Origin of the sequence: Enterovibrio coralii (assembly GCF_001559595.1) — a bacterium.
Taxonomy (GTDB): domain Bacteria; phylum Pseudomonadota; class Gammaproteobacteria; order Enterobacterales; family Vibrionaceae; genus Enterovibrio; species Enterovibrio coralii.
This window is the reverse complement of record NZ_LNTY01000049.1, coordinates 13916-37018: the sequence shown is the minus strand read 5'-3', so window position 1 is coordinate 37018 and position 23103 is coordinate 13916. Positions and strand designations below refer to the sequence as shown.

General features: G+C 48.1%; 26 protein-coding genes and 1 pseudogene. 10 read left to right on the top strand and 17 right to left on the bottom strand.

The genetic code is table 11. The annotated features are described in order from the left end of the window. Nucleotides 1-45: 45 nt before the first annotated feature. From ATN88_RS17305 to ATN88_RS17285, 5 genes and pseudogenes are all read right to left on the bottom strand, one after another. Nucleotides 46-1244 (bottom strand): annotated as a pseudogene (locus ATN88_RS17305) (TRAP transporter large permease). After that, on the bottom strand, nt 1244-1891 hold the full coding sequence (locus tag ATN88_RS17300; RefSeq protein ID WP_198158402.1) for a TRAP transporter small permease: 648 nt from the start codon (nt 1889-1891) through the stop codon (nt 1244-1246). The pseudogene ATN88_RS17305 and the gene ATN88_RS17300 overlap by 1 nt, the downstream one beginning before the upstream one ends. After that, entirely contained in the window at nt 1891-2367 is a 477-nt protein-coding gene (locus ATN88_RS17295; RefSeq protein WP_067418642.1) for a flavin reductase family protein, read from the bottom strand. Before ATN88_RS17295 ends, ATN88_RS17300 begins: the two co-directional genes overlap by 1 nt. Further along, a complete protein-coding gene (locus ATN88_RS17290; RefSeq protein ID WP_067418640.1) occupies nt 2364-3266 on the bottom strand; it encodes an aldo/keto reductase in 903 nt (300 codons plus the stop codon). The genes ATN88_RS17295 and ATN88_RS17290 overlap by 4 nt, the downstream gene beginning before the upstream one ends. Nucleotides 3267-3292: 26 nt before the next feature. Beyond that, entirely contained in the window at nt 3293-4450 is a 1158-nt protein-coding gene (locus ATN88_RS17285) for an LLM class flavin-dependent oxidoreductase (RefSeq protein ID WP_067418638.1), read from the bottom strand. A 224-nt stretch (nt 4451-4674) separates the two neighbouring features. On the opposite strand from ATN88_RS17285, the gene ATN88_RS17280 reads away from it, so the two are divergent. From ATN88_RS17280 to ATN88_RS17270, 3 genes are all read left to right on the top strand, one after another. After that, nucleotides 4675-5382: a GntR family transcriptional regulator gene (locus ATN88_RS17280; RefSeq protein WP_067418635.1), complete on the top strand. Its 708-nt coding sequence runs from the start codon at nt 4675-4677 to the stop codon at nt 5380-5382. Between the two features lie 27 nt (nt 5383-5409). Beyond that, complete coding sequence (locus ATN88_RS17275) at nt 5410-6549, top strand: Gfo/Idh/MocA family protein (protein WP_067418633.1); 1140 nt, start codon at nt 5410-5412, stop codon at nt 6547-6549. 115 nt (nt 6550-6664) lie between these two features. Continuing rightward, nucleotides 6665-7441, top strand: coding sequence for a siderophore-interacting protein (locus ATN88_RS17270; RefSeq protein ID WP_067418925.1), 777 nt, complete (start codon nt 6665-6667; stop codon nt 7439-7441). A gap of 49 nt (nt 7442-7490) precedes the next feature. Here ATN88_RS17270 and ATN88_RS17265 read toward each other — a convergent pair whose 3' ends face one another. Continuing rightward, a complete protein-coding gene (locus tag ATN88_RS17265) occupies nt 7491-8024 on the bottom strand; it encodes a dihydrofolate reductase family protein (RefSeq protein ID WP_067418631.1) in 534 nt (177 codons plus the stop codon). 82 nt (nt 8025-8106) lie between these two features. On the opposite strand from ATN88_RS17265, the gene ATN88_RS17260 reads away from it, so the two are divergent. After that, the gene (locus ATN88_RS17260) at nt 8107-8673 is read left to right on the top strand and encodes a TetR/AcrR family transcriptional regulator (protein WP_067418628.1); all 567 of its coding nucleotides are present in this window, start codon (nt 8107-8109) and stop codon (nt 8671-8673) included. Between the two features lie 3 nt (nt 8674-8676). Here ATN88_RS17260 and ATN88_RS17255 read toward each other — a convergent pair whose 3' ends face one another. Further along, nucleotides 8677-9090: a GNAT family N-acetyltransferase gene (locus tag ATN88_RS17255; RefSeq protein ID WP_067418625.1), complete on the bottom strand. Its 414-nt coding sequence runs from the start codon at nt 9088-9090 to the stop codon at nt 8677-8679. A 59-nt stretch (nt 9091-9149) separates the two neighbouring features. After that, nucleotides 9150-9557, bottom strand: coding sequence for a GFA family protein (locus tag ATN88_RS17250; RefSeq protein ID WP_067418622.1), 408 nt, complete (start codon nt 9555-9557; stop codon nt 9150-9152). Between the two features lie 303 nt (nt 9558-9860). Between ATN88_RS17250 and ATN88_RS17245 the strand changes: the two genes are divergently transcribed. Then, nucleotides 9861-10457 carry a hypothetical protein gene (locus ATN88_RS17245; protein WP_067418619.1) on the top strand — a complete coding sequence of 199 codons (597 nt, stop codon included), beginning with the start codon at nt 9861-9863 and terminating at the stop codon, nt 10455-10457. 54 nt (nt 10458-10511) lie between these two features. Here the strand turns inward: ATN88_RS17245 and ATN88_RS17240 are convergent, their stop codons facing one another. Genes ATN88_RS17240 through ATN88_RS17225 form a run of 5 tightly spaced genes read right to left on the bottom strand, consistent with a single transcriptional unit; the run spans nt 10512 to nt 15754 of the window. Continuing rightward, nucleotides 10512-10748, bottom strand: coding sequence for a formate dehydrogenase subunit delta (locus ATN88_RS17240; RefSeq protein WP_067418617.1), 237 nt, complete (start codon nt 10746-10748; stop codon nt 10512-10514). 14 nt (nt 10749-10762) lie between these two features. After that, nucleotides 10763-12001, bottom strand: coding sequence for a molybdopterin oxidoreductase family protein (locus ATN88_RS28335; RefSeq protein ID WP_269748181.1), 1239 nt, complete (start codon nt 11999-12001; stop codon nt 10763-10765). Next, nucleotides 11998-13635: a molybdopterin-dependent oxidoreductase gene (locus tag ATN88_RS17235; protein ID WP_269748180.1), complete on the bottom strand. Its 1638-nt coding sequence runs from the start codon at nt 13633-13635 to the stop codon at nt 11998-12000. The genes ATN88_RS28335 and ATN88_RS17235 overlap by 4 nt, the downstream gene beginning before the upstream one ends. 20 nt (nt 13636-13655) lie before the next feature. Next, entirely contained in the window at nt 13656-15242 is a 1587-nt protein-coding gene (locus ATN88_RS17230; RefSeq protein ID WP_067418614.1) for a formate dehydrogenase beta subunit, read from the bottom strand. After that, nucleotides 15239-15754 carry a formate dehydrogenase subunit gamma gene (locus ATN88_RS17225; RefSeq protein WP_067418923.1) on the bottom strand — a complete coding sequence of 172 codons (516 nt, stop codon included), beginning with the start codon at nt 15752-15754 and terminating at the stop codon, nt 15239-15241. The genes ATN88_RS17230 and ATN88_RS17225 overlap by 4 nt, the downstream gene beginning before the upstream one ends. Nucleotides 15755-16277: 523 nt before the next feature. Between ATN88_RS17225 and gbdR the strand changes: the two genes are divergently transcribed. The 4 genes from gbdR (at nt 16278) to ATN88_RS17205 (ending at nt 19307) form a co-directional block, all read left to right on the top strand. After that, nucleotides 16278-17312, top strand: a complete 1035-nt coding sequence (gbdR, locus tag ATN88_RS17220) for a choline metabolism transcriptional regulator GbdR (protein WP_067418612.1) — start codon at nt 16278-16280, stop codon at nt 17310-17312. Between the two features lie 499 nt (nt 17313-17811). Then, on the top strand, nt 17812-18495 hold the full coding sequence (locus tag ATN88_RS17215; RefSeq protein ID WP_067418609.1) for an SDR family oxidoreductase: 684 nt from the start codon (nt 17812-17814) through the stop codon (nt 18493-18495). Next, complete coding sequence (locus ATN88_RS17210) at nt 18485-18940, top strand: GNAT family N-acetyltransferase (protein WP_067418606.1); 456 nt, start codon at nt 18485-18487, stop codon at nt 18938-18940. Before ATN88_RS17215 ends, ATN88_RS17210 begins: the two co-directional genes overlap by 11 nt. A gap of 22 nt (nt 18941-18962) precedes the next feature. After that, nucleotides 18963-19307, top strand: coding sequence for a rhodanese-like domain-containing protein (locus ATN88_RS17205; RefSeq protein ID WP_067418604.1), 345 nt, complete (start codon nt 18963-18965; stop codon nt 19305-19307). A gap of 127 nt (nt 19308-19434) precedes the next feature. Here the strand turns inward: ATN88_RS17205 and ATN88_RS17200 are convergent, their stop codons facing one another. The 3 genes from ATN88_RS17200 to ATN88_RS17190 all read right to left on the bottom strand — a co-directional run bounded on the left by ATN88_RS17200 (nt 19435) and on the right by ATN88_RS17190 (nt 21357). Then, nucleotides 19435-19896 (bottom strand): Hsp20 family protein, encoded by a 462-nt coding sequence (locus ATN88_RS17200; RefSeq protein WP_332308921.1) that lies wholly within the window; start codon nt 19894-19896, stop codon nt 19435-19437. A gap of 310 nt (nt 19897-20206) precedes the next feature. Then, on the bottom strand, nt 20207-20488 hold the full coding sequence (locus ATN88_RS17195; protein WP_232313359.1) for a hypothetical protein: 282 nt from the start codon (nt 20486-20488) through the stop codon (nt 20207-20209). Nucleotides 20489-20592: 104 nt separating this feature from the next. Continuing rightward, entirely contained in the window at nt 20593-21357 is a 765-nt protein-coding gene (locus tag ATN88_RS17190) for an AraC family transcriptional regulator (RefSeq protein WP_067418599.1), read from the bottom strand. A gap of 102 nt (nt 21358-21459) precedes the next feature. Between ATN88_RS17190 and ATN88_RS17185 the strand changes: the two genes are divergently transcribed. Continuing rightward, on the top strand, nt 21460-22611 hold the full coding sequence (locus ATN88_RS17185) for a multidrug effflux MFS transporter (RefSeq protein ID WP_067418596.1): 1152 nt from the start codon (nt 21460-21462) through the stop codon (nt 22609-22611). Between the two features lie 38 nt (nt 22612-22649). Here ATN88_RS17185 and ATN88_RS17180 read toward each other — a convergent pair whose 3' ends face one another. Further along, nucleotides 22650-23102, bottom strand: a complete 453-nt coding sequence (locus ATN88_RS17180; protein ID WP_067418594.1) for an AraC family transcriptional regulator — start codon at nt 23100-23102, stop codon at nt 22650-22652. Nucleotide 23103: the final 1 nt, after the last annotated feature.

The window sequence follows — 23103 nt, the reverse complement described above, 5'->3', positions numbered from 1 at the left end:
AGGTGAGAACTCACGTTCTCAGTTGCTTAAAACCGCACTCAACCGTCACGCCAACCCTAACCAACGTGGGATTGTCATGGAGAGCGACGGGAAAAACGTAATCAGGAAAATTACTGCAACCTCAACCGCCAAGAACGGCAAGATTGCTCGCGACAACGTTTCGACTTTTTCACCAGAAACGCTAGACGCCACAAAGAGCACCAATCCCATGGGCGGTGTAGCTAACCCCACTGTCAGGTTCACACTCATAATGATGGCGAAGTGAACCGGATCGATACCCAAACTGATAAATACAGGGGCTAAAATCGGCCCCAGAATGATGATGGCCGGGCCTGCATCGAGGAACATACCGATGATGAAAAGCAGGATGTTGATAAGAAACAGCAGCACCAAAGGATTGTCACTAATACCGAGTGTCCATTCCGCCATGGACTCGGCTGCATGAGAGAGCGATACCACAGTTTTGAACGCCAGTGCCGCTCCCACTAATAACAGGATCACCGCGGATGACTTGGCACTGCTGGTAAAGATGTCAGGAATGTCCCTGAGCTTGACCGTTTTCAGCACAAACATGCCAACAACCAAGGTATAAAGCACAGCCACCGCGGATGCTTCTGTCGGCGTAAAAATACCGCCAAGGATGCCACCCAAAATGATCACGGGCGTTAGGAGCGGCCAGAACGCTTTCTTCGTCGCGGTGCCACGCTCCCGCCATGTCGCTTTTTCACTGGCAATGGGCAGATTCTGGCTCTTCGCATCAAGGCAATCAAAAGCATCAAACCGCCACCGATCAATAAACCCGGCACAACGCCTGCGGCAAATAGAGCAGCCACAGATATTTCCATGGTGTAGGCGTAGATGATCATGATGCCAGAAGGCGGGATAATCGGGCCGATAACCGACGATGCCGCTGTTATCGCTGCTGCAAATTTGCGGCTGTAGCCGTTCTTCTCCATCGCAGGGATCATCATGGAGCCGATCGCCGAGGTATCTGCCACTGCTGAACCAGAAAGCCCCGCAAACAACATGCTCGACATGACGTTCACGTGTGCTAAACCACCTCGAACGTGTCCAATTAACGACTGGGAGAAGTTCACCAAGCTCAGCGTGATGCCACTTCGGTTCATCACTTCACCAGCGAGCATAAAAAAGGGAATCGCCATTAACGGGAAGGAGTCTATTCCGTTGTATATATTGCGAAATAGCAGGGGAATATCGCGATCCATGCCTTCGGCATAAAGCATCAATCCCGGCGCAGTGAGCAGTGCAAAAAACACCGGCATGCCAAAGCATGAGGAAAATCAGAAACAGCGGTAAAAACAATATCAACATCTACAACTACATCCTTGTGTCTCGATGACTTATCCTTCGCCCGCTTGGGCGCGATCGTATTTTCTTTTTGCGGCAAGATCGCTTTTAGGAACAGTTCAATATTGGCAAGTAACATGGTGCCAAAGCAGACAGGCATCGCGAGGTAAATCCATGCCCTTTTAAGCGGGAAAGACGCCGCGCGCGTGCGGAATCCTCTATCAAAAAACTCCAGCGCGATAACGAACAATTGAACCAGCACAGCGAAAGCAAGCAGAAGGAGCAGGATCTTAATCGCTTTCCCAATCGTCGGCGGCAGGTAGTTGTAGATCATGTCGATCGATACAAACATGCCTTTGCGATAGGCCGATCCCGCGACCAGTGCCATCATCCAAATCATCAAGCCGCGCGCCACTTCTTCCGGCCACGGCAACGCGGCATTAAATACATAACGACACACTACTTGCAGCAAGATGCTGGCAACCATCAATGCCACCAGCACCCAGGCGATAGACGCACCTATTCGGCCAATCCAATCATTCAGTGATGACAGAAAACTCACGCTCGATTTCAATACCGCCATCAAGCAACTTCTCCAAATCGTCCAAACCGGCTGCGCGCAAACACCAAGCCTTCGCTGTCTTGCTGAGAGCTAAATTCCGCCACTTTGCCCAAGAGAATATCGTGATCACCTGCTGAAATGACGCCATTCAAATCGCAGTCAAACCACGCTACTGCACCTTCAATGATGGCGCGTCCGCTTGGTGCACGCGTAATCGACACATCGCGAAAGCGTTCTTCATGGCTGTCATTGCAAAACTTCATCGCAAGATCGGAGTGATCCGCAGCAAGCACACTGACGGTGTAGCCACCGGATTCAAGGATCGGGGCTTTGCTTGAAGATGTACTGTTGATGCTCCACAACACAATGGCAGGATCCAGCGATACTGAATTGAACGACGAACATGTCAGCCCGTAGTCTTTTCCCTCGTGATTCGCGGTAATCACGGTCACGCCTGTAGCAAAGCATGACAGTGCGTTACGCAATTCTCTGCTCATGCGACTTCCTCCCCTGCTGCTGCGGTCAGCAGCTCAAACCATGTTTCTCTGTCCATCTCGACGTCGAGTGCATTACTCGCAGCACGAATGCGCTCAACATTGTTGGTGCCGACCACAGGTAAAATGCCTGCCGGGTGAGCAAGAAGCCAAGCCACCGCAACAGCATCTATACCAACGCTAAACTTCTCCGCTTCCCTTGCCAGCAGCGGTTTGACGCGCTGAGCCGCTTCCCCATTGCCAAACAATGCACCACCCGCCAGAGGTGACCATGCCATGGGTTTAACCCCGTATTGCTGAATAAACTGCATGGTGCCGTCAGAAAAGCTCTCTCGCGCAAGCAGACTCAATTCAATCTGATTGGTCACCAACGGATGCTTCATCGCTGACTGCAACAAATCCCAATCCCAGCGATTAAAGTTCGATACGCCTACGGCTTTAACCAGCCCTTCATCCACCAGCGCGTCTAACGCTTTCCCTGTTTCAATGTGGTCCATAAACGGGTCGGGACGGTGTATCAGAAGTAAGTCGAGATGATCGGTATGCAAATTCGTCAGCGATTGGGTAACAGACTGACGGATATGACGTTCTGAGGTGTCGTAATATTTAACGCGGCGGTCAGGATAGTTATCTGACAACAACATGATGTCGCATTTGCTCACAAGCTGCATTTGATCTCGCAGTGACGGTGTGGCCGCTAAGACCTTTCCAAATAGAGCTTCGCAACGGTAATCGCCGTAGATATTCGCATGGTCAAACGTCGTAATTCCCTGCTCTAAACACGCGTCCACTTTCGCGCGAACATGCGCTTCTGATGTGTTGGCATCATCAGCCAACCGCCACGCGCCATAAACCAAACGGCTGAACGCAGGTAAGCTGGCATGTAACTCGGTGTATTTCATTTATGCATCCTTTCTTAACGTCGCCATTATTTGCGTTCACCAACGCCAAGCGGCGTCGCTGGCGTGGTTTCTGGTACTCTTCCGTATTCATGGGGCAACGAGCAGGTTTTCAACTCGGGAAGTATTTTTTGCCCCACGATTTCGCATTCGTCTCTGTGCGGATAGCCAGAGAAAATAAAGGCTCGGATCCCCATCTTTTGGTAACGCTCAATCTTCGAAAGCACCTGATCAACACTGCCCACCAACGCAGCCCCACAGCCAGAGCGAGCCCGACCAACACCCGTCCACAGGTGAGGCTCGGTATAACCAAATTGGTCAGCACTTTCGCGTTGTTGAGATTGCAGCGCAACACCCAAGCTCTTTGAATCCAATGCGCGGTTGCGAATCGACTGACCAAACTCATCGTCCAATTTAGATACCAGCGACTCGGCGTATTCTTTTGCTTCAGCTTCTGTGTCTCGCACTACCATATGAACCCTAAGTCCGTAATCGAGCGTACGACCATGACGCGCAGCAACTTCGTTTACGGCTTTCATGCGTGATGCCAGCATGTCTTCCGTTTCCGGCCACATCAGGTAAACATCACACTCGGAGCCACAAAGCTCTAACGCATCTGGCGAGTAGCCACCGAAATAAAGCAAAGGGCCGCCATTTTGCTGATAAGGCCTGACTGGAGCGGTCGATAACTCACTTAGCTTGTATATCTCGCCGTCATAACGAATTTCATCTTGAGTCCACGCTTGGCGAAGTATCTCCACCACTTCTTTCGAGCGACGGTAGCGATATGCGCTGTCTTCTTTCTGTCCAGGGAAGTCAGATGAAATCACATTCAGCGTCAAACGCCCTTTCATGATGTGATCCAGCGTCGCCACCGATCTTGCCAGCATCGCTGGGTGCAGCTCACCACAGCGAATTGCGGCAAGTAGGTTGATGCGTTCGGTTAACGGGCCCATTGCCGACGCAAATGTCATGGTGTCTTGACCCACCTGATATGACGACGGACACAAAATATTTCTAAATCCTTGCTGCTCTGCGGTCAGCACAATGTCTCTGGTGTTTTCCCAACTGCTTCTTATTCGCCCTTCCGGCACACCGAGAAAACGGTAGTCGTCACTGCACAACGGCGCAAACCACGATACCTCTGAGGCTTCCAGCCCTTCACTGGTAATGGGCACAACGCTCATCTTCTCTCTCCTGATAGTTATTGTTTCATCCTGTTGACGATGCTTAGTTTTCTCACGCTCAAATGAAAATCATTGGTGAATGAATTGTTAATAAATGCTATAAGAGAAATAGAAAAAGTAAATCAATGCTGAATGAATTTACGCCCTGATTTTGGTATTCAGCGAGAAAGTGAGTCATAACTAACTAAAAGAAAAGCGATTATCTTTTTTGAGAATTTGAAGCAATGAGTGAATCAACCCGATTACCCATGTTTGTTCAGATAAGTGAACTGTTGCGTAGAGAGATCGCCGCAGGTTACTGGCTACCCGGAGAGCGTTTGCCAACCGAAGCAGAGCTTGCGAAAAAGCTAGGCGTCGCCGTCGGCACTCTGAGAAAGGCACTGGCTGATTTGGAAGAAAGTGGCCTGCTAGAGCGAAAACAAGGGTCTGGCACCTATGTTAAAAACGCACAAGACAAATGCGCCGTTTACCACTTCTTTCGCCTTGAGCTGACCAGTGGCGGTGGACTGCCCAATGCAGACATTCTGAGCATTGAACAACACACCAACACGTATGTGGCATCTTTATTGGGATTGCCCTCTAACGCGCCACTGTGCCGATTTCGACGACTCAGAAAGCTCGACCAGCAACCCGCTGCAATGGAAGAAATATGGATTGATGGCAAGCACTTTGATGCGATTCGCAGCGAAGATATCGTCGAGTCGCTTTATGTCTATTACCAAGAACAACTCGGTTTTTGGATCTCGCGCGTTCAAGACAGCATTACTGTCGCCCCAGTACCAGACTGGAAGCACAAGGACTTTGGCCCGGAAGCTGGCTCGGCAGCGGGATATATCGAAAGGTTGAGTTGGTCAAATCAAGACAAAATTGAAGAAGTCTCTTTCACCTGGTATGACCCAGAAACCGTGCGCTACGCAGCGCGATGGACGTAATCACATTCACTAAGACAAGGAAGAAAAATGGCAGACAATGCGCTGGTTCGATATGGGATCCTCGGCTGTGGCATGATGGGGCAAGAACATATCCGCAATATTCAATTGTTGGACAAAGCCGACGTCACAGTGCTTGCTGAGCCCGACAGTGACATGCGGAAGAAAGCGCAATTGCTGGTACCCAATGCCAGAGTCGTGAACGGAATTGAGGCGTTGTTAGACTCCCAAGACATTGATGCGATCGTCATCGCCACCCCTAACTACCAGCACGTCGACCAACTTATCACTATTATCCAACAGCGTTCTGCACTGAGTAGCCCTATTCCCATCCTTGTCGAGAAGCCTATCTGCACAAACCTTAATGATGTGTCGCGTTTACTCGAAGTGACGAGCACTTATGGCGCACCTGTGTGGGTTGCGATGGAATACCGTTATATGCCGCCCATCACCCAACTTATCAATCTCATTGATGATGGAGAAATAGGTAAAGGGCACCTCTTCTCTATTCGCGAGCATCGCTTTCCGTTCTTGGAGAAAGTGAACGATTGGAATCGGTTCAATCAAAAAACGGGCGGGACACTGGTTGAAAAATGCTGTCACTTTTTCGATTTGATGCGACTACTCACTAAAGCCAATGCCGTCAGTGTTTATGCCTCAGGTAGCCAAGCCGTTAACCATCTTGATGAATCCTATAATGGCGAAACACCAGACATTCTCGACAACGCACTCGTTACCATGGAGTTTGATAATGGTACTCGGGCTAGCCTTGAGCTTTGCATGTTTGCTGAGGGATCCACCTATCAAGAGGAAATTGCAGCTGTGGGCGATAAAGGAAAAGTGGAATGTCTTGTGCCCGGCCCAGACCGTTTCTGGCCTAAAGAGACGTTAGGCGACGCGCCCGTTGCGAAAGTCATCTCAAGCCCACGCAATCCAAAGGGCCCAAAATCTGTTGATGTTCCCGTCGACCCTACCTTGCTCGAAGCTGGCGACCACAATGGTTCCACCTTCTATCAGCACCAAAAATTTCAGCGCGCTATTTGGGGACAGCAAGATGTTGAAGTGACCATTATAGATGGACTGAAAGCGGTCGTGATTGGCTTGGCCGCACAAGAATCCATCCGAAAAAAGCAGGTGATACGGCTAAAGGATGATGGCTTGAGTTATTAGCATTTCGGGAATGCTGAAATGTAAACTTGCGCAATGATAATTATTATCATTGAATAATTAACTATCAATCCGTATGGTAGAGTCAGGTAAAGCAGTAAAAGGTCTGAACATAACAATGAGAAAACCAACCCCTACCAAACTGGTTGTTCAGTCATCTGTTCAACTGACACCAAACATGCAACGCATTGAGCTGCAAGGCGAAGGCTTGGCGCGTTTTCCTCGTGATTGTGAAGGCGGGTACGTTAAGTTGATGTTTGCGCCAGATGGCAGCACGGATTTGAGCAAGTTGGGAGACAACGAACGCCCTGCTCTTCGCACCTATACCATCCGCAAGCTGGATTTCGACACCCACACACTCACGGTCGACTTTGTTCGCCACGTTACACATGACAGCGGCTGTGGTCATGCCGCTCGCTGGGCGTTGAATGCAAAGCCAGGTGACGAGATCAATATCGCGGGCCCAGGCACCATTCAAGAAATCAATCAAAATGCAGATTGGTTCTTCATGGCCGCAGACATGACGTCACTTCCGGCACTGTCTGTCAAAATCGCTACCCTCCCAAAACATGCAAAAGGCTACGCGGTGATTGAAGTGCTCTCAGAGTCTGACATCCAGCCACTTGACGCGCCTAAAGCTATGGATATCGACTGGGTGATTAAAGGCCAAACATCCACCCTTGCAGACAGTGTTGCTGAAAAATCCTGGCTAGAGGGTAATGCAGCCGTTTGGACAGCGTGTGAGTTCGACGCTATGCGCTCGCTCCGACAATATTTTCGCAACGAGCGAAACGTTGAACGGGACAATATCTACATCAGCAGCTATTGGAAGAACGGTGTGACGGAAGAAGGTCACAAGGTCATCAAACGTGAAGATGCAGAAGCTGAAGCGTAGTAAGAAAGAGAAGAAAAGGATGTCGCAAGACATCCTTTTTTTGTGGCTTTTAGCGTGTGCGGACGTAGTAGTTTTTGACGATGCAGTCGAGCAATTGTTCTGACTTGGTATGCTTAAACTTCAGAGGTTGAGGTAGGTCTCCAAACAGTGGGATACCGCCACCCAAGACAACGGGAATGGTTGTGATGATCATTTCGTCGATCAAGTCTTCTTTCAGAAAGCTTTGGATCGTCAAACCACCATCGATATACAAATTCTTGAACCCTTTCGCGCCAAGCTCGCTCACAATGTCTTTTAGCTCACCCTTCACCAGATAGATTTTGTCCTCATAGCCAGCAGGCACCGTTGTCATGGTATTACTGAGTACGAAAACAGGTTTTGGATATGGCCAGTCACAATCAAAACTCAACACCATCTCAACCGTGTTTCGTCCCATCACCAAGGCATCAACACGGTCCATGAATGCTGCAAAACCGAAGTCTGAACCTTCCGGGTTGGGAATCTCGTGTAACCAATCCAGATTGTTGTTTTTGTCTGCAATGTACCCATCAAGACTGGTTGCGATATATACGATATTTGCCATGAAACACTCTCAACTTGTGGCGATGCCGAATTGTCAGTAGAATTATTTCTACAACGTAGAATTAGTTTATAGATCGATAGAAATGAGTGTCAAGACGAAAAAACGAGGTCGCCCAGCCGGAACAGAGAACCAGCTCGGTAGTGAAGCCATCATTGATGCTGCTAAAGGATTGATGCTTAAAGAAGGAAAAGTGCCCAGCATACGCGCGCTGGCTCTTTCTCTTGCGGTTGACCCTATGGCCATCTATCACTATTTCGCCAACAAAGCTGCGTTGCTGGAGGCCATCACAACGTCTTTGGTAGATGATATTTATCAGCCAGCAACAGAAGACGACTGGGAGGTAGAGTTAAACAAACTCTGCGAAAGCTACCTATCGCTTCTCGCGCACTACCCAGGACTACTGGAAACGCTGTTGTCCATGACATCTCTAGGTCCCGCAGAGAAGTTTAGAGAAAGGTTTCTGACTGTGATTGCGCCACTTAATCTTGATGCAATCGCAACGAGCAATGCTGAGGCGCTGCTGATTGACTATTTGCATGGATTCGCACTTGCCATGAAATGTAATCAGACGCAAAGCCCTCTGAATCCCTCACATTTGTCGGGGCCGCTCTCACTATACTGCCGAGCCTTACGAACTAAAGATTCGTGACGATTAAAGTTGCTTAACAAGAAAATGGGTGGCGGTTGATACTGGGTAATCATCAAGCGTTAACTGGCAAACGTAGCCTTGTTTTTCGTAAAACGAGCGAGCTTGGAAGCTGAACGTTTCCACCAGCGATTTTTGGCAGCCCTTTGACATTGCATGGTTTTCCATCTGAACCAGCAATGTTTTGCCCAACTGATGAGAACGGTAGGTATCATTAACCCAAAGCAGCTTGATAAGGAGCCATTTGCCCCAGATTTCAGCGGTAATCCCAGCCACCTTGTTTCCATCATCGTCAGTAACAAAAATGGCTGCAGGCTCCTCTTGAACACCATTTAGCTTTTCATCGTTGAATCGAATAAGGTGCGCGCGGATCTCCTCAATGTCTGCGGTTGTTGGCTCTGTCGTCAAAGAAAACTTCATCGCTTTTCTCCCTCACACGTTTTGGTGAAGATACTCATTAATGCACGCATCAAGACACGTTAAGACTTAACAGGGCCTTTTTCGAACTGCATCAAGTCATCGTTTATGTCGTTCCAGGGTGCTTTTGAGCCCGTAAACACATGGAAACTCGGTCGATGAGTTGGCACATCATCGAGAATCCCCAATCGAACGTTATGCTTGCCCGTTTTAAGCTTTTTAGAAAATAAACTCGAACCGCACTCGCCGCAAAAACCCAATTCTGTCTGGTCGCTTTTCGGATAGATTCGAACAAATTCGTTGCCTGAAACGACAGCAAATTTCTCCGAGCTTATACCACCGACAGACGAGTAATCTGAGCCTGTGAACTTGCGGCATTCTGAACAATGGCAGTTACCCATGTATTCAAATTCATCTGGCAGTTCAATTTTTACTTTCTTGCATAAGCAAGAGCCATGAAGTGTTGTCATCCGTCCCTCAACAATATCCTTGTAAAAACACCTTTCGAATCACTCTCTCAAACCTGTTCCCATTGGGCGATATCTTCAGGCTTATTCATTGAAAAATGTGACGAGTTTCAATGTTGACTCACTGATGAGCTAAGAATCCTGACAAGTATTTCATTTGAGACGAATCCAGATTCAGCAGCCGAGTAACCTAAAACTGCGAACCCATTTCTGACGCACTCTACACCAGTTGTTCTAGTCGGAAATGACAGGTTCGCAGTTCATCATAAAAAGGAAAAAACTTGAATCCACACGGAGGGAAGTATCGTGATTCGAGGAAAACTCATTTTAGTCTTAACATGTTTCGCCTTGTTAGGCGGCTGTTCAACCACACTAAAAACAACGTCAGTCAACACAGATACCGGAGAATTCGAAACCAGCCATAAAATCAGTCATGGCGGCGTGAAAATCGCCGAGCCGTTTGAGGAAGGCTATGCCAACATGGTCTATGTAAAAACGGATGAAAAAGCACAGGAATACAACGACTTCTTTATCAATTCAGTTAAGAATTCAAATAAGTTCAACAAAGTCATGAGCAAACAAGACATGGAGTCTCTCGTGCTCAGAGAAAAACTGACTGATAACGTTTCGAGCGTGTCTGATTTGATTGGTCTACACAACCTTCAAAAACACATAGGCAACTTTTTGATCCTTGAGCCTTATGTTGAATGGAAAGGGGGTTATAACTACACATCTAGCCTTAAAGCCATTGATGCGGAAACGGGCGAAACGGTTCTTTATCTTGTGAACGATGCCTTTAACTGGGATGGCCTTGATCAACCTTTGTTCTATCCACTTTTTAACGGTTTGATCCAGTGGGCAGATGGACGTCCTATCAATGAAGAGCGTGAAATAAAGAACTAAGAATAAAAACGCCTAGCCGAATTGACTAGGCGTTCTTTTACTCATCACTGAGGATTACTTGCTTCCATATTCCATCGCCAATTGGTTCGCCGCCTGTTCAGCAATGCTATTCAGTTCGCCCTCTCCAACCGCATCAAACAAGCTTTCTTTCATGTCTCGCGACCAAAATCGGCGAATATGAGACGCCACTTCGGCCACTGACTCTTCATCACTGCGTCCATGTTCTAGGTTATCCGCAATCTGATTCGCCATGTCGTACAGGCGTTGTGTACGGTGTGTTTCTCCGTCCATTGACACTCCTTCAGTTACGAATTGTTATCTTGTGTTGCAGCCGATAGATGCGCCTGCTGTTGCTCATCAAACTCTTTGAATCGGGTTTGCCAATCCGCTTGTTCTACAGCAACTTTCACTTGCACTGCCGTGACCTTGTATTCCGGGCAGTTAGTCGCCCAGTCCGAGTTCTCTGTCGTTACTACATTCACCCCTGAAACAGGATGGTGGAACGTGGTGTATACGACACCGGGTTGCATGCGGTTACTGATTTTTGCAGGTAGTGAAATTTCTCCCGCGCGACTCGCGACCCGCACTAAACCGCCGTCGGTAATACCTCTGTCTTCTGCATCAAGCGGATGGATTTCAAGCACGTCTTCTTGATGCCAGTGCGTATTGTCAGTGCGTCGCGTTTGCGCACCCACGTTGTATTGAGAAAGAATACGGCCTGTAGTGAGCAGGAGCGGGAAGCGTTTGTTTACCCTTTCTTCTGTCGCCACATACTCAGTGACGACAAAACTGCCTTTACCTTTCACAAACTGGCCAATGTGCATGGTGGGTGTCCCTTCTGGAGCCTCGTCGTTACAAGGCCATTGAATGGAACCCAATCTATCCAGCTTTTCGTAGCTCACACCGTGGAACGTTGGGGTGAGTTTGGCGATTTCATCCATGATTTCTGAAGGATGCGAGTAATTCATCTCGTATCCCAGCGCATTCGACAAGGCAACCGTGGCTTCCCAATCCGCCATACCAGAAAGTGGAGCCATGATCTTTCTAACTGGAGATATGCGTCGCTCAGCATTCGTAAATGTGCCGTCTTTCTCAAGGAATGTCGCCCCCGGTAAGAACACATGGGCAAACTTGGCCGTTTCATTAAGGAAGATATCTTGCACGATCAGGCAGTCTAGTGAAGATAACGCGGCTTCCACGTGTAGGATGTTTGGATCAGATTGCGCAATGTCCTCACCCTGCACATACATACCTTTGAATCGACCAGCGATAGCGGCATCAAACATATTCGGGATGCGAAGACCCGGCTCATCATCAATGGTCACACCCCATGCACCACCAAATAGCGCGCGTACGCCAGGGTCAGAGACATGGCGATAGCCTGGCAATTCATGAGGAAACGAACCCATGTCACAACTGCCCTGAACATTGTTCTGCCCGCGAAGTGGATTAACACCTACACCTTCACGCCCTACGTTGCCTGTTACCATCGCAAGGTTGGCGATTGCCATCACCGCGGAGCTACCTTGGCTATGCTCCGTCACGCCCAAGCCGTAATAGATGGTCCATTGTTGCCATTGGCGTAGATCCGAGCTGCATCGCGGATCAGCATCGCAGGCACGCCTGTTGCGCTTTCCATCGACTCCGGCGAATGCTCTTCCTGAGAAATGAAGGCTTTCCACTTGTTGTAAGCCTCCATATCACAGCGTTCATTGATGTAGCGGCTGTCTTCCAATTCTTCTGTGATGATCACGTGCGCCAGCGCGTTTAGCACCGCAACGTTGGTGCCAGGCCGCAATTGAATATGGTATTGCGCCCGCACATGCGGGGCATTCACGATATCAATTTGGCGTGGGTCAATGACAATCAGCTTTGCACCCGCTCGTAAGCGACGTTTAAGTTGAGAAGCAAAAACGGGGTGTCCATCCGTCGGGTTAGCACCAATAACGACAATGACATCGGCTTTTTGAACGGATTCGAAGGTCTGCGTACCTGCGGATTCACCCAAGGTGGTTTTCAATCCATAACCTGTCGGTGAGTGACAGACACGGGCGCAGGTATCAACATTGTTGGTACCAAATCCTGCACGCACCAGTTTTTGAACCAAGTAGGTTTCTTCGTTAGTACAACGTGAAGACGTGATACCGCCCAGCGCGTTGGCACCATGTTGCTCGCGGATACCTTTCAGTCTGCCAGCGGCAAAAGCGATGGCCTCATCCCAGCTCACTTTACGCCAAGGTTGATCGATTGATTCTCGGATCATAGGGTCTAGCACTCGGTCTTTGTGCGTTGCATAGCCAAAGGCAAAGCGCCCTTTCACACAAGAATGTCCCTGATTCGCTTTACCCGCTTTATCTGGCACCATGCGGATAAGTTGGTCACCACGCATTTCCGCGCGGAAGGAACAGCCAACCCCACAATACGCGCACGTAGTGATGCGATAGTGGCTAGGCGTGCCTTGTTCGATCACGCTGTTTTCAGTCAATGCAGCCGTTGGACACGCTTGAACACACGCACCGCAAGACACACATTCTGAGTCCATAAAGTTGTTATCACCAGCGACAATGCGCGATTCAAAGCCTCGCCCTTCCACTGTCAGCGCGTGTTGACCTTGAATTTCTTCGCAGGCACGTACACACCGTGAGCAAACAATGCATTTGCTGGTGTCAAAAGTGAAATACGGATTGGACGTGTCTTTTTCCATATTGAGATGGTTTTCGCCATCAAATCCATAGCGGACTTCACGAAGGCCAACCGCACCGGCCATATCCTGCAGTTCACAGTCGCCGTTCACTGCACAGGTCAAACAATCCAAAGGGTGGTCGGAAATGTACATCTCCATTACGTTACGGCGTAACCTTTGTATCGTTTCGCTTTGCGTTGTGACGACCATGCCTTCGGCAACAGGCGTGGTACACGCCGCAGGTTTTCCGCGCATGCCTTCAATTTCAACCACGCAAAGACGACAAGACCCAAACGCTTCTAAGCTATCTGACGCGCAAAGTTTTGGGATTTGGATGTTGAGCATTGAAGAAGCACGCATCACGGACGTGCCTTCTGGCACGGATATCGGCCACCCGTCGATGGTCAGCGATACGAGTTGTGCACTTTCATGCTCTACTGGTGGGGTGCCGAAATCCTTTCGGCCTTCCTCAATGGGGATGTAATACTCAACCATTGTCTCTCTCCTTGACGCGTTTAACTCGCGTCATTGCTGACCTTTGTTTCAAGGCCAAAGTCTTCCGGGAAATACTTGAGTGCACTTTTTACTGGGTACGGCGTCATGCCGCCCATAGCGCACAGCGACCCGAGCTCCATCGTCTCGCACAGTTCGGTAAGCAAAATCTCTGCTTCTTCTTTCTCACCCGCCTCAGCGGCAACAAGCTTGTCGATGACTTCAACACCTCTCACCGCACCAACCCGGCAAGGTGTACATTTACCGCACGACTCTTCAACACAAAACTCCATGGCGAAGCGTGCCATATGACTCATGTCTGTTTGATCGTCAAAAGCCACAATACCGCCGTGACCTAACATGGCACCGCGCGAAGCCAGTGCTTCGTAGTCCATATCTGTCGACCATTCTGTTTCGGGTAAGTAAGCACCCAGCGGGCCACCGAGTTGAACCGCTTTGAGCGGACGCCCTGTTTTGCTGCCACCACCAAAGCCGTAAAGCAGTTCTCTGATCGACACGCCAAACGCTAGTTCAAACAGTCCACCTTGTTTAATGTTGCCTGCAAGTTGAATCGGCATGGTGCCAAGTGAGCGACCTTGGCCAAAGTCTTTGTAGTAGTCGCCACCTTTCGCAAGAATGGTAGGAACGGAGGCCAACGAGATAACGTTATTAATGACAGTCGGCTTGCCAAACAAGCCGCAGATTGCGGGCAACGGCGGCTTACTTCTCACTAAGCCACGCTTGCCTTCAAGACTCTCCATAAGCGACGTTTCTTCGCCGCAAATATAGGCACCCGCGCCCATTCTCAATTCCAAATGGAATCGATGTCCTGAGCCACATACATCCTCACCGAGATAACCTGCCTGCTCCGCAAGCTCAATCGCGCGTGTAAAGATGTCACACGCAATCGGATACTCTGAGCGTGTGTAGACGTACCCTTGGTTTGCACCCACGGCGAGTGCGCAAATGATCATGCCTTCAATCAAGGTGAAGGGATCGCCTTCCATCAACATGCGGTCCGCAAACGTGCCTGAGTCCCCTTCATCGGCGTTACAAATAACGTATTTGTCGCCTTCCGGCTGGTCAGAAACGGTTTGCCATTTTATCCCTGTCGGGAACGCAGCCCCGCCGCGGCCTCGCAGCCCGCTTTCTTTGACCTCATCAAGAATGGCTTGGCGATGCATTTCAAGGGCATTCTTCAACCCTTCGAAGCCGCCATGCGCACGGTAATCATCGATACTCAGGGGATCGATAATACCGACACGGGCAAACGTTAGGCGCTGCTGTTTTTTGAGATACGAAATGTCTTCCGTTAGCCCAAGACATAGAGGGTGCTCTTGCCCTGCACTACCAGATCCGTCGGGGTCATAAAAACGCAGTGCGAGTAGCGCATCAACATCATCTGGCGATACAGGCCCAAACGCGATACGCCCTTCTGCAGACTCCACTTCGACCATGGGTTCAAGCCAAAACAGGCCTCGCGAACCCGTTCTTACAATCGTTAATGACTCACCAAGATTGGCTGCACTGTGAGCGAAACGATCAGCAACGTCATTCGCACCTTTAGAAACAGCAGACGTATCTAATGGGATATATATGCGATAGCTCATGGCGATTTCACCTCTATCACTTGCGTTATTAGCTGCTCAACGAGGTCATCGAATTTTTCGTCGGTCATGTCGCCATAAACATCGTCATTCACCCTTATTGCTGGGGAGTTCATGCAGTTGCCCAAGCAATAAACAGGTTCAAGCGTGAAATTGTTGTCGCGCGTTGTTTGATGAAATCCGACGCCAAGACGAGAACAAGCATGTTTGACTAACGCATTCGCACCGAGTGCCTGACAGGATTCGGCTCTACAGATTTGGATGACGTTCGCACCAGTCGGTTCATGACGAAAATCGTGGTAGAACGAGATCACACCATGCACGTCCGCTTCAGAAAGGTTGAGTTCTTGCGCGATAAGAGCGACAGAGCCTTTCGGCACGTAACCAATACGCGCTTGAATGCTATGCAAAACAGGCAATAAGGGACCTTGCCTGTGGCGATTAGAATTAAGAGCCTGAATGACGGAATCTGTCTCTTCACTGCTCATTACGCTTTTATATACTTTGCTATCCATTTCAATCACCTGACTTCCATTACTTTTGAGTGTAGCGGTAAAGCCCTTGGTGAATGTCGACGAAATGAGACCTAAAAGTGTCGATTTAAGACCTAAAAGACGTAAACGGGCGAGCGAAAGAACAGTAAAAGAGAACTTTCATCTTGATAACCAACGCTTTTTTCAGCGTCGAATTCTGAGCAGAATGTTGGCAACATGTGCCGTGCTCTAAGCAAAAAAACACGGCAATTGATATTTTCCAAACGGAGCACTAATCGTCGATTGACATCGAATTTTGCAACATTTTATTTACAACTCTAAGTATTCTCGACTTGCCAAATTGCGTCACGAACTGTCCCATCTTCGATAATTTTCCTTGTTTCACACCGCTTAGCACAGAAAATCCGTAGTTCAACCATGGTTTTTTATTTTTGCATTTTACTTTTGTGGATCCCTGTCCTACGCAGAAAAGAGAAGACGCAATTGGGTTAGCTGAAATCTCTACGAACTGTAATGAATTTGCACTAGGGAAAGGGGATCCACTATGGGGTCAGTATCCTCGCTACGCCAGCCAGTCAGAATAGGTTTTTACCTCTGCAACCGCTTTACCATGATCGCCATGGCCTCAGCCATTGAGGTACTTCGCATGGCCAATCAATTATCCGGTGAAACACTTTATAAGTGGTGGACGCTCAGTGATGACGGCAATCCTGTCACCGCAAGCGACAACATTACCATCACTACCGATGACAAAATTCCCAGCCAACACGAGTTTGACATTGTCATTATCTGCGGGGGAATAGACATTCAGCAAAACTACTCTCCCAAAGTTCTCAGTTGGATCGCACAGCAAGACCGGAAAAACAAAACCATCGGTGCGATATGTACTGGAAGCTACCTGTTGGCTAAATCAGGCGTCATGCATCAAAAATCTTGCTCGATTCATTGGGAGAATCTGGCCGGGTTTCAAGAGGCATTTCCTACCATTCGCGTCAGTAACAAGCTCTTCTCTTTCTGTGAAAAACGCATGACCAGTGCGGGTGGCACTGCTCCCATGGATATGATGCTCACCATGGTATCGCAAGAACATGGCGGTAGACTGAGTGCGGCGATATCAGAAATGTTTATGTGCGAGAGAGTACGAAGCAGTGAAGATGTGCAAAAGGTTCCACTCAGAAACCTGATTGGGACATCTCAACCCAAGTTGCTTGAAACCGTCTCCCTGATGGAAGCTAACCTCGAAGAGCCCTTCGCCATTGACGAACTGGCAAGCCTGGTTCAGCTATCACGACGTCAACTGGAGAGGTTGTTTCAAAAACACATCCAGTGTTCACCGTCTCGATACTATCTACACCTGCGTTTAACGAGGGCAAGACAACTGCTTACGCAAACTAATTTGTCGGTTATCGAGATTTCCATCGCGTGTGGATTTGTCTCTACCCCTCATTTCAGCAAGTGCTACAGAGATTACTTTGGCCTGCCTCCTCGCGAGGAGCGCCAAGGACTCAAACAAGCGGCAACAGCAAACGCCACAACAGATCTTATTCCGTCGGCAAACGACGCACAGATAGCTATCTAGTTAACATTCCCCCAATCATAGTGATTGGGGGGATTAAGCTTGCTTCGCGCCCCATCTCGATTCCCTCTAAATACATGTGGTCATTTTTTAACCAGCGTATATATTGAGAACTTGATGTCATCTGTTGCCGTTTTTTTCAGACGTGACAGTAAATCGATATTCATGACTGCACATATAGAGAACGAGCTAAAAATCGCCTGATTTCGCGTTGTAAATTAAGTGGCGACTGTCTAAGGAATATCGGAGAGAATCCGAGTATTTGTGGATTGCAGGCGAGCTGTTTGGATCGTTTTTGTCTTAATCCAATGTTACCCAAAGAGTTATCCACCGTTTCTGTGGGTAACTTTCTTCTCTTCTCGTAATATATTGAACGTCAATGGTTATTTTTCGACCACTGGCACTTTCTCGACATACTTCTAAGATTGCGTACGGTAAAATAACCTTTATATCAATGACATATAACATGCCCAAAACATAAGGCAAATTTAGGAGCAGGGATATGAATCGTGTTTTAGTCACGGGTGCCGGGCGAGGAATTGGCTTAGAAACGGTCAAACAATTGTTGGATCGTGGTGACTTTGTAATCGCCACATACCGAGGAGCTGAGCCGCCCGCCTCGCTTGCCGCGTTATCCTGCCCCCAATTGCTGCTTTTTCCGCTTCGCGTCACTGAACAAGGTGACATTAATGCGTTCGCTGCCCACCTCAAAAACCAGCCCATTGATGTGTTGATTAACAACGCCGGGATTATTGGCCCCGAACATCAGGCTTATGACGATATGGATGTGAAAGGCTGGATGGAAACGTTTGAAATTAATACCATTGCGCCACTGATGATCACAAGCGCACTTATCCCCAACTTGCAGAAAGGGAACAACCCACGAGTATTGACCATCTCGAGTCAAATGGGCTCGTTACATCGAGAGGCTAGAGGCATGTTGGCGTATCGCAGTTCTAAAGCTGCAGTTAACAAAGTTATGCAAGTTCTCTCGCTCGAGCTAAAAGACAAAGGCATAACCGTTTGCCCTGTCCATCCGGGTTGGGTAAAAACAGACATGGGCGGCAGTGAGGCCGACATTACAGCACATGAGAGTGCTGCCGGTATTATTGCGCTTGCCGATACCCTCTCCATAGAAAAATCCGGGAAATTCTTTACCTGGGAAGGACATGAGCATGCATGGTGACAGTCATTTCACTATCCAAGAAATTAAACGCGATTCGCTGCTTTATCACCAAGCAGTCAGTCTCAGATACGCACTTTTCTTTGAAGCGTTGGGATTGCCAAAAAGTATTGTTCACGATGAAAAGGAAGCTAAGAGCTTTCACTACTCAGTTTCAAAAGACGACACCCTAGTTGCCTATGGCAGGCTCTCGGAAACGGATGTGGCACAAATGCAGATCTCACAGATGGTCGTCTCACCAGAATTTCAACGGCAAGGCCATGGTGAGTCGTTGTTGAGATATATGATTGAGCAGGCGAAATCAACAGGCGTACGAAAACTTCACTTAGCCGCGCGTTTGCACGCAGTGCCGCTATATACAAAACTGGGTTTTGAAACGATTGGAGAGCCCTATAACTCAGTATTAACAGATGTCGCCCATATAAAGATGGTTAATACGACTGATTGAACACCCTTAATTGGACACTTTTATGCTTAGAAAAACGAAATGGATCATCACATTGCTTTTAGGGAGCGTTTTCAGCACCTACTTGCATGCAGAGATAGTGTGGGTAGATGTCAGGAGCGTGGCAGAGCACCAAGTCGATAGTATCGATGGCGATTTACGTATCTCGCATCCGCAGATCGTGACGGAAATCGCCAAGCTTTATCCAGAGAAAGATACCGAGATCCGGCTATATTGCCGAAGTGGCTTTCGTGCGAGCAAAGCCCAATCTCTGTTGAACGATGCAGGGTACGTCAATGTATTTAATGAGGGCGGAATTCATGATGCAAGAAAAGTGCGTGGAATACACCCAAACAATTCGAAAAAATAAATATACAAAGAAAAAGGCCAGCAAAGACTGGCCTCATCCCCGAACGTTATAAACCGCTTTATAACGCTCTACGCAACATACCGATAATTTAGATTAACCTGCTATTATCAAGCAGAAATGAAATAACTTATGCGAAAGATTCGTCTTTCAATTCAACGTGTGCTTTATTTGCACCGTTAATTGAAATTGACTTGGCTTTCATCGCTTCTGGAATATGTTTTAGAAGCTTGATGGTTAATAAACCATTTTCTAAGTCCGCACCCGTTACTTCAATATAGTCAGCAAGGTTAAACTTACGTTCAAAGGTACGATTCGCAATACCTTGGTATAGGTAGTTTTTGCCTTCAGCTTTGGCTTTTTCGCCACGCACAGTCAGCACACCACGCTCAACTTTAATATCTAGCTCTTCGTCAGTAAAGCCAGCTACAGCAAGCGTGATCGCGTAGTTATTCTCTTCAAGAGCTTCGATGTTGTATGGGGGATAACCTGCTGCAGCACTTTCTGCACGGAATGCGTTATCCAACAAAGAAGCAAAACGGTCAAAGCCAATGCTGTTACGATACAGTGGGCTCAAATCGATAGTTTTCATCATATATCCTCCAAGGAAGCGATAATTTAACGTCAGTGCTTAAACACCTATCAGGCTGCCTAAATACCGACTAACATTTTCAATCACTGAGGCTGCACGATTATCGCCACAACCTCTTCGCTTATAGATTTGGGGATTTGCCAAAATGTTTTCAAGCGTTTTTTGAAAATAAAATGCATTTTATTTTTAAATCAATGAAAAAGATGATCTTTTATTTTTCACCCATCCATTGACTTTATAATCCAATGTAAATTGGGTAATTAATACTATATGGGGACGAAAGAAGTACATTTCAAGCGGTGATAAACAATTAGTGTGTCGTTTCTTTTCTTACTGTGAAATGCTCGGTAATCTTAAGTGCCATGGCGGCTTCTTCCGGTTGGCAAAAGCGCTTCGCACAAGCATGCAGACAAAGCGTCTGGACGATGTGTTTTGACTCTGCATTGAGGCAGTTCAACTTGGCCGCACAGAGTTCTCCTCGAAGAAAGAGCGATTCAAGCGTCTCCACACTTATCTCGACTTGCACTTTTTCCTGTCGATTCATCTGTTGAGCCGACGTGCTGCCCATCCCAGCTCTGTCCTTGTTTGCCATTTCCAACTCTCATCACGGATTTATCTTAAAAATAGATGAGAATGGTTATCATTACAATAAATTAAAGTAATTTGCTTGAATTACACTGTAAATTGAGACGCACGCTAAAGGTACCGACCCGGCGTGTGTCCTGTCATCTTCCTGAAATAGCTAATAAAGGCACTGTCACTGGAAAATCCCAGTTCGCTGGCAACATCAGACACACTCGCGCCTTTCGATAGCCTCTCGATAGAAGCCTGAAGTCGCCATTGCTGCCGCCAAGATTGGTATGGCATCCCGGTTTCCCGTGAGAAAATCCGACTTATGGTTTTAGCACTCGCACCAATGTTTAAGGCCATTTCTGCCAGGTGCTCAGGGATTAAAGATCCTTCCATGACTTGTTCAAGCCATCTCTGGAGTCGACGATCAGTAGGAAGCCGAAGCGAGAAATGTTCCTCCTCGCAAAGAAGCAATTCTTCACAGAACAGGGCAAATGTATTGACCTGCTCTTCCACAGGTTTTTTCCATTCCCAATGCGCCATGCGCTCAATGAGCTCCCTCAACAAGCCACTGACAGAAAGTATCTTTATTTGTTGAGGAAACAGCGGTGATACATCAACGTCAAAATACAAGGAGCGGTAATCGACGACATTTCTCATCACTGCGCAATGCTCTACCCCTGCGGGGATCCACACGGCGCGCGAAGGAGGAAGCACGCACCAAACGCCGTCTAGGTTGATGCTCATGCACCCCGAGGAGGCGAATAATAGTTGATGCTTCCTATGCTTGTGCATGCCCGAATCATGCTTGCCAATTTGTGTCGCTACACCAATCACAAGGTTATCGAGTGCGTCTGCATTGAAATGCGTGTTTTCGCTGATTACTGCCATTTGTCCTTATCTTGTCATTTAAGGTTCTGTTGTCGATATTAGGCCAGCCATATTACACCGTAGACTGCGCAGCGTTCACCGTTTTTTGTTTTTGGAGTTGTTATGAAAACGCCCCCACTTTGGCTGCTCAGTAGCTTGATGATGTTCCCTCAGGTCGCCGAAACGATATACAGTCCCGCGCTACCTGACTTGGCGAACGTATTTGGCATATCTTCTGATACGGCATCTTTGACCTTGTCGGTTTACTTTTCCGCATTTGCAGTCGGCGTGTTTGTTTGGGGAAGACTGTGTGATGTGATTGGTAGACGAACAGCCATGCTCGCAGGACTGCTGACCTATGGCACTGGCTGCGCGCTTGCAATCGTCGCGAACGATTTCTCTTTAGTGCTGCTGGCTCGCGTTATTGCAGCGTTCGGTGCGGCAGTGGGCTCTGTTATCGGTCAAACCATTCTCCGTGATGTGTTTGAAGGCCCCGAATTAGCCAAAGTATTTTCAATTATGGGGATGGCGGTCGCCATCAGTCCCGTATTAGGTTTACTCGCTGGCGGTGTGCTTACAACACATTGGGGGTATTTGGGGGTCTTCTTTGCCTTAATGGCAAGTGCCGCCACCTTGTTTGTTTTCTCTGCCATGAAGCTGCCAGAGACCAAGCCGTCGTTTACTCAGCGTGTATCCCTTTTTAGCCTTGCCGTGAATATGGCCAAAGATCTCAGCATCTGGCGCAACGCATTGCTTATCGCCATGTTTAATCTGCTGTTGTTTGGTTTCTATGCAATCGCACCATTTACGTTTGAGCGTTTGGGGTACAGCACCATCGAATTTAGCTACAGCGGGTTTGCCCTAGCGGCGGGTTCATTTATTGGTGGATTCATTAACAAATCGCTTGTTCAACGCCACAACAACCTCGACCGCATTGTCGCCATATCTTGTGGATTGATGTTAGTTGGAAGCCTCGGTGTTTGGGTACTTTCAGACAGCATATGGCTCCTTGCGCCAATGATGCTGGTCGTGACGGCAAACGGTATCGCCATTCCAAATGTGCTGGGACGCGCATTGGCTAACTATCGCGATGTGGCTGGCTCTGCAGGTGCGCTGTTTGGCCTGATGTATTACCTTATGCTTGGTGTTGCACTCGGTATTGCAGGCACGTTCCAACATTTGGGCGGTACGCTCGTTATCGCAGCCTTGATTGCGGTTATTTGCTCCCTACGTATACCTCAACTGAGCCGAGGAGTATTTTCTCCAGCGAAGTGAAACTGACAAACAACCCGCCTAATTGGCGGGTTTGTTTTTTATTTTACAGGGACGCAAAACGTAACTTCAGCCACCTTGGTGAAGGGCATATAACTTCCGTAAAGCTCAATACCTGCTGCCGACTTACTCAATTCAAAGCCTGCATCCTTGATAAAAGCGTAAAGGTCTTCCCATGCACTCCTATACTCTAACGAATGCGAGATCCTTCGTTTTATCGTTGCAAATCTTCCACCAGCAAAAGGGATTATCTCAATACCCTTTTCAGCTTGTGTATCTATCGGCACAATCAGGCAGACATCTGTCCGACACTTTGCGTCCACGGTTGTTTTTGGATCATCGTGATAGAAAATCATCAATTCACCATCATTGAAGTGGTCTTTTTCCGCCCATAATGCAAGCGTGTCACAGGCCTCTTCAATCCCCTTTCCATATGCACCTTGAAGGCGAACACAAGCAAGCGTCGCTTCCTCAAGCACCATGATGTCCAGCATA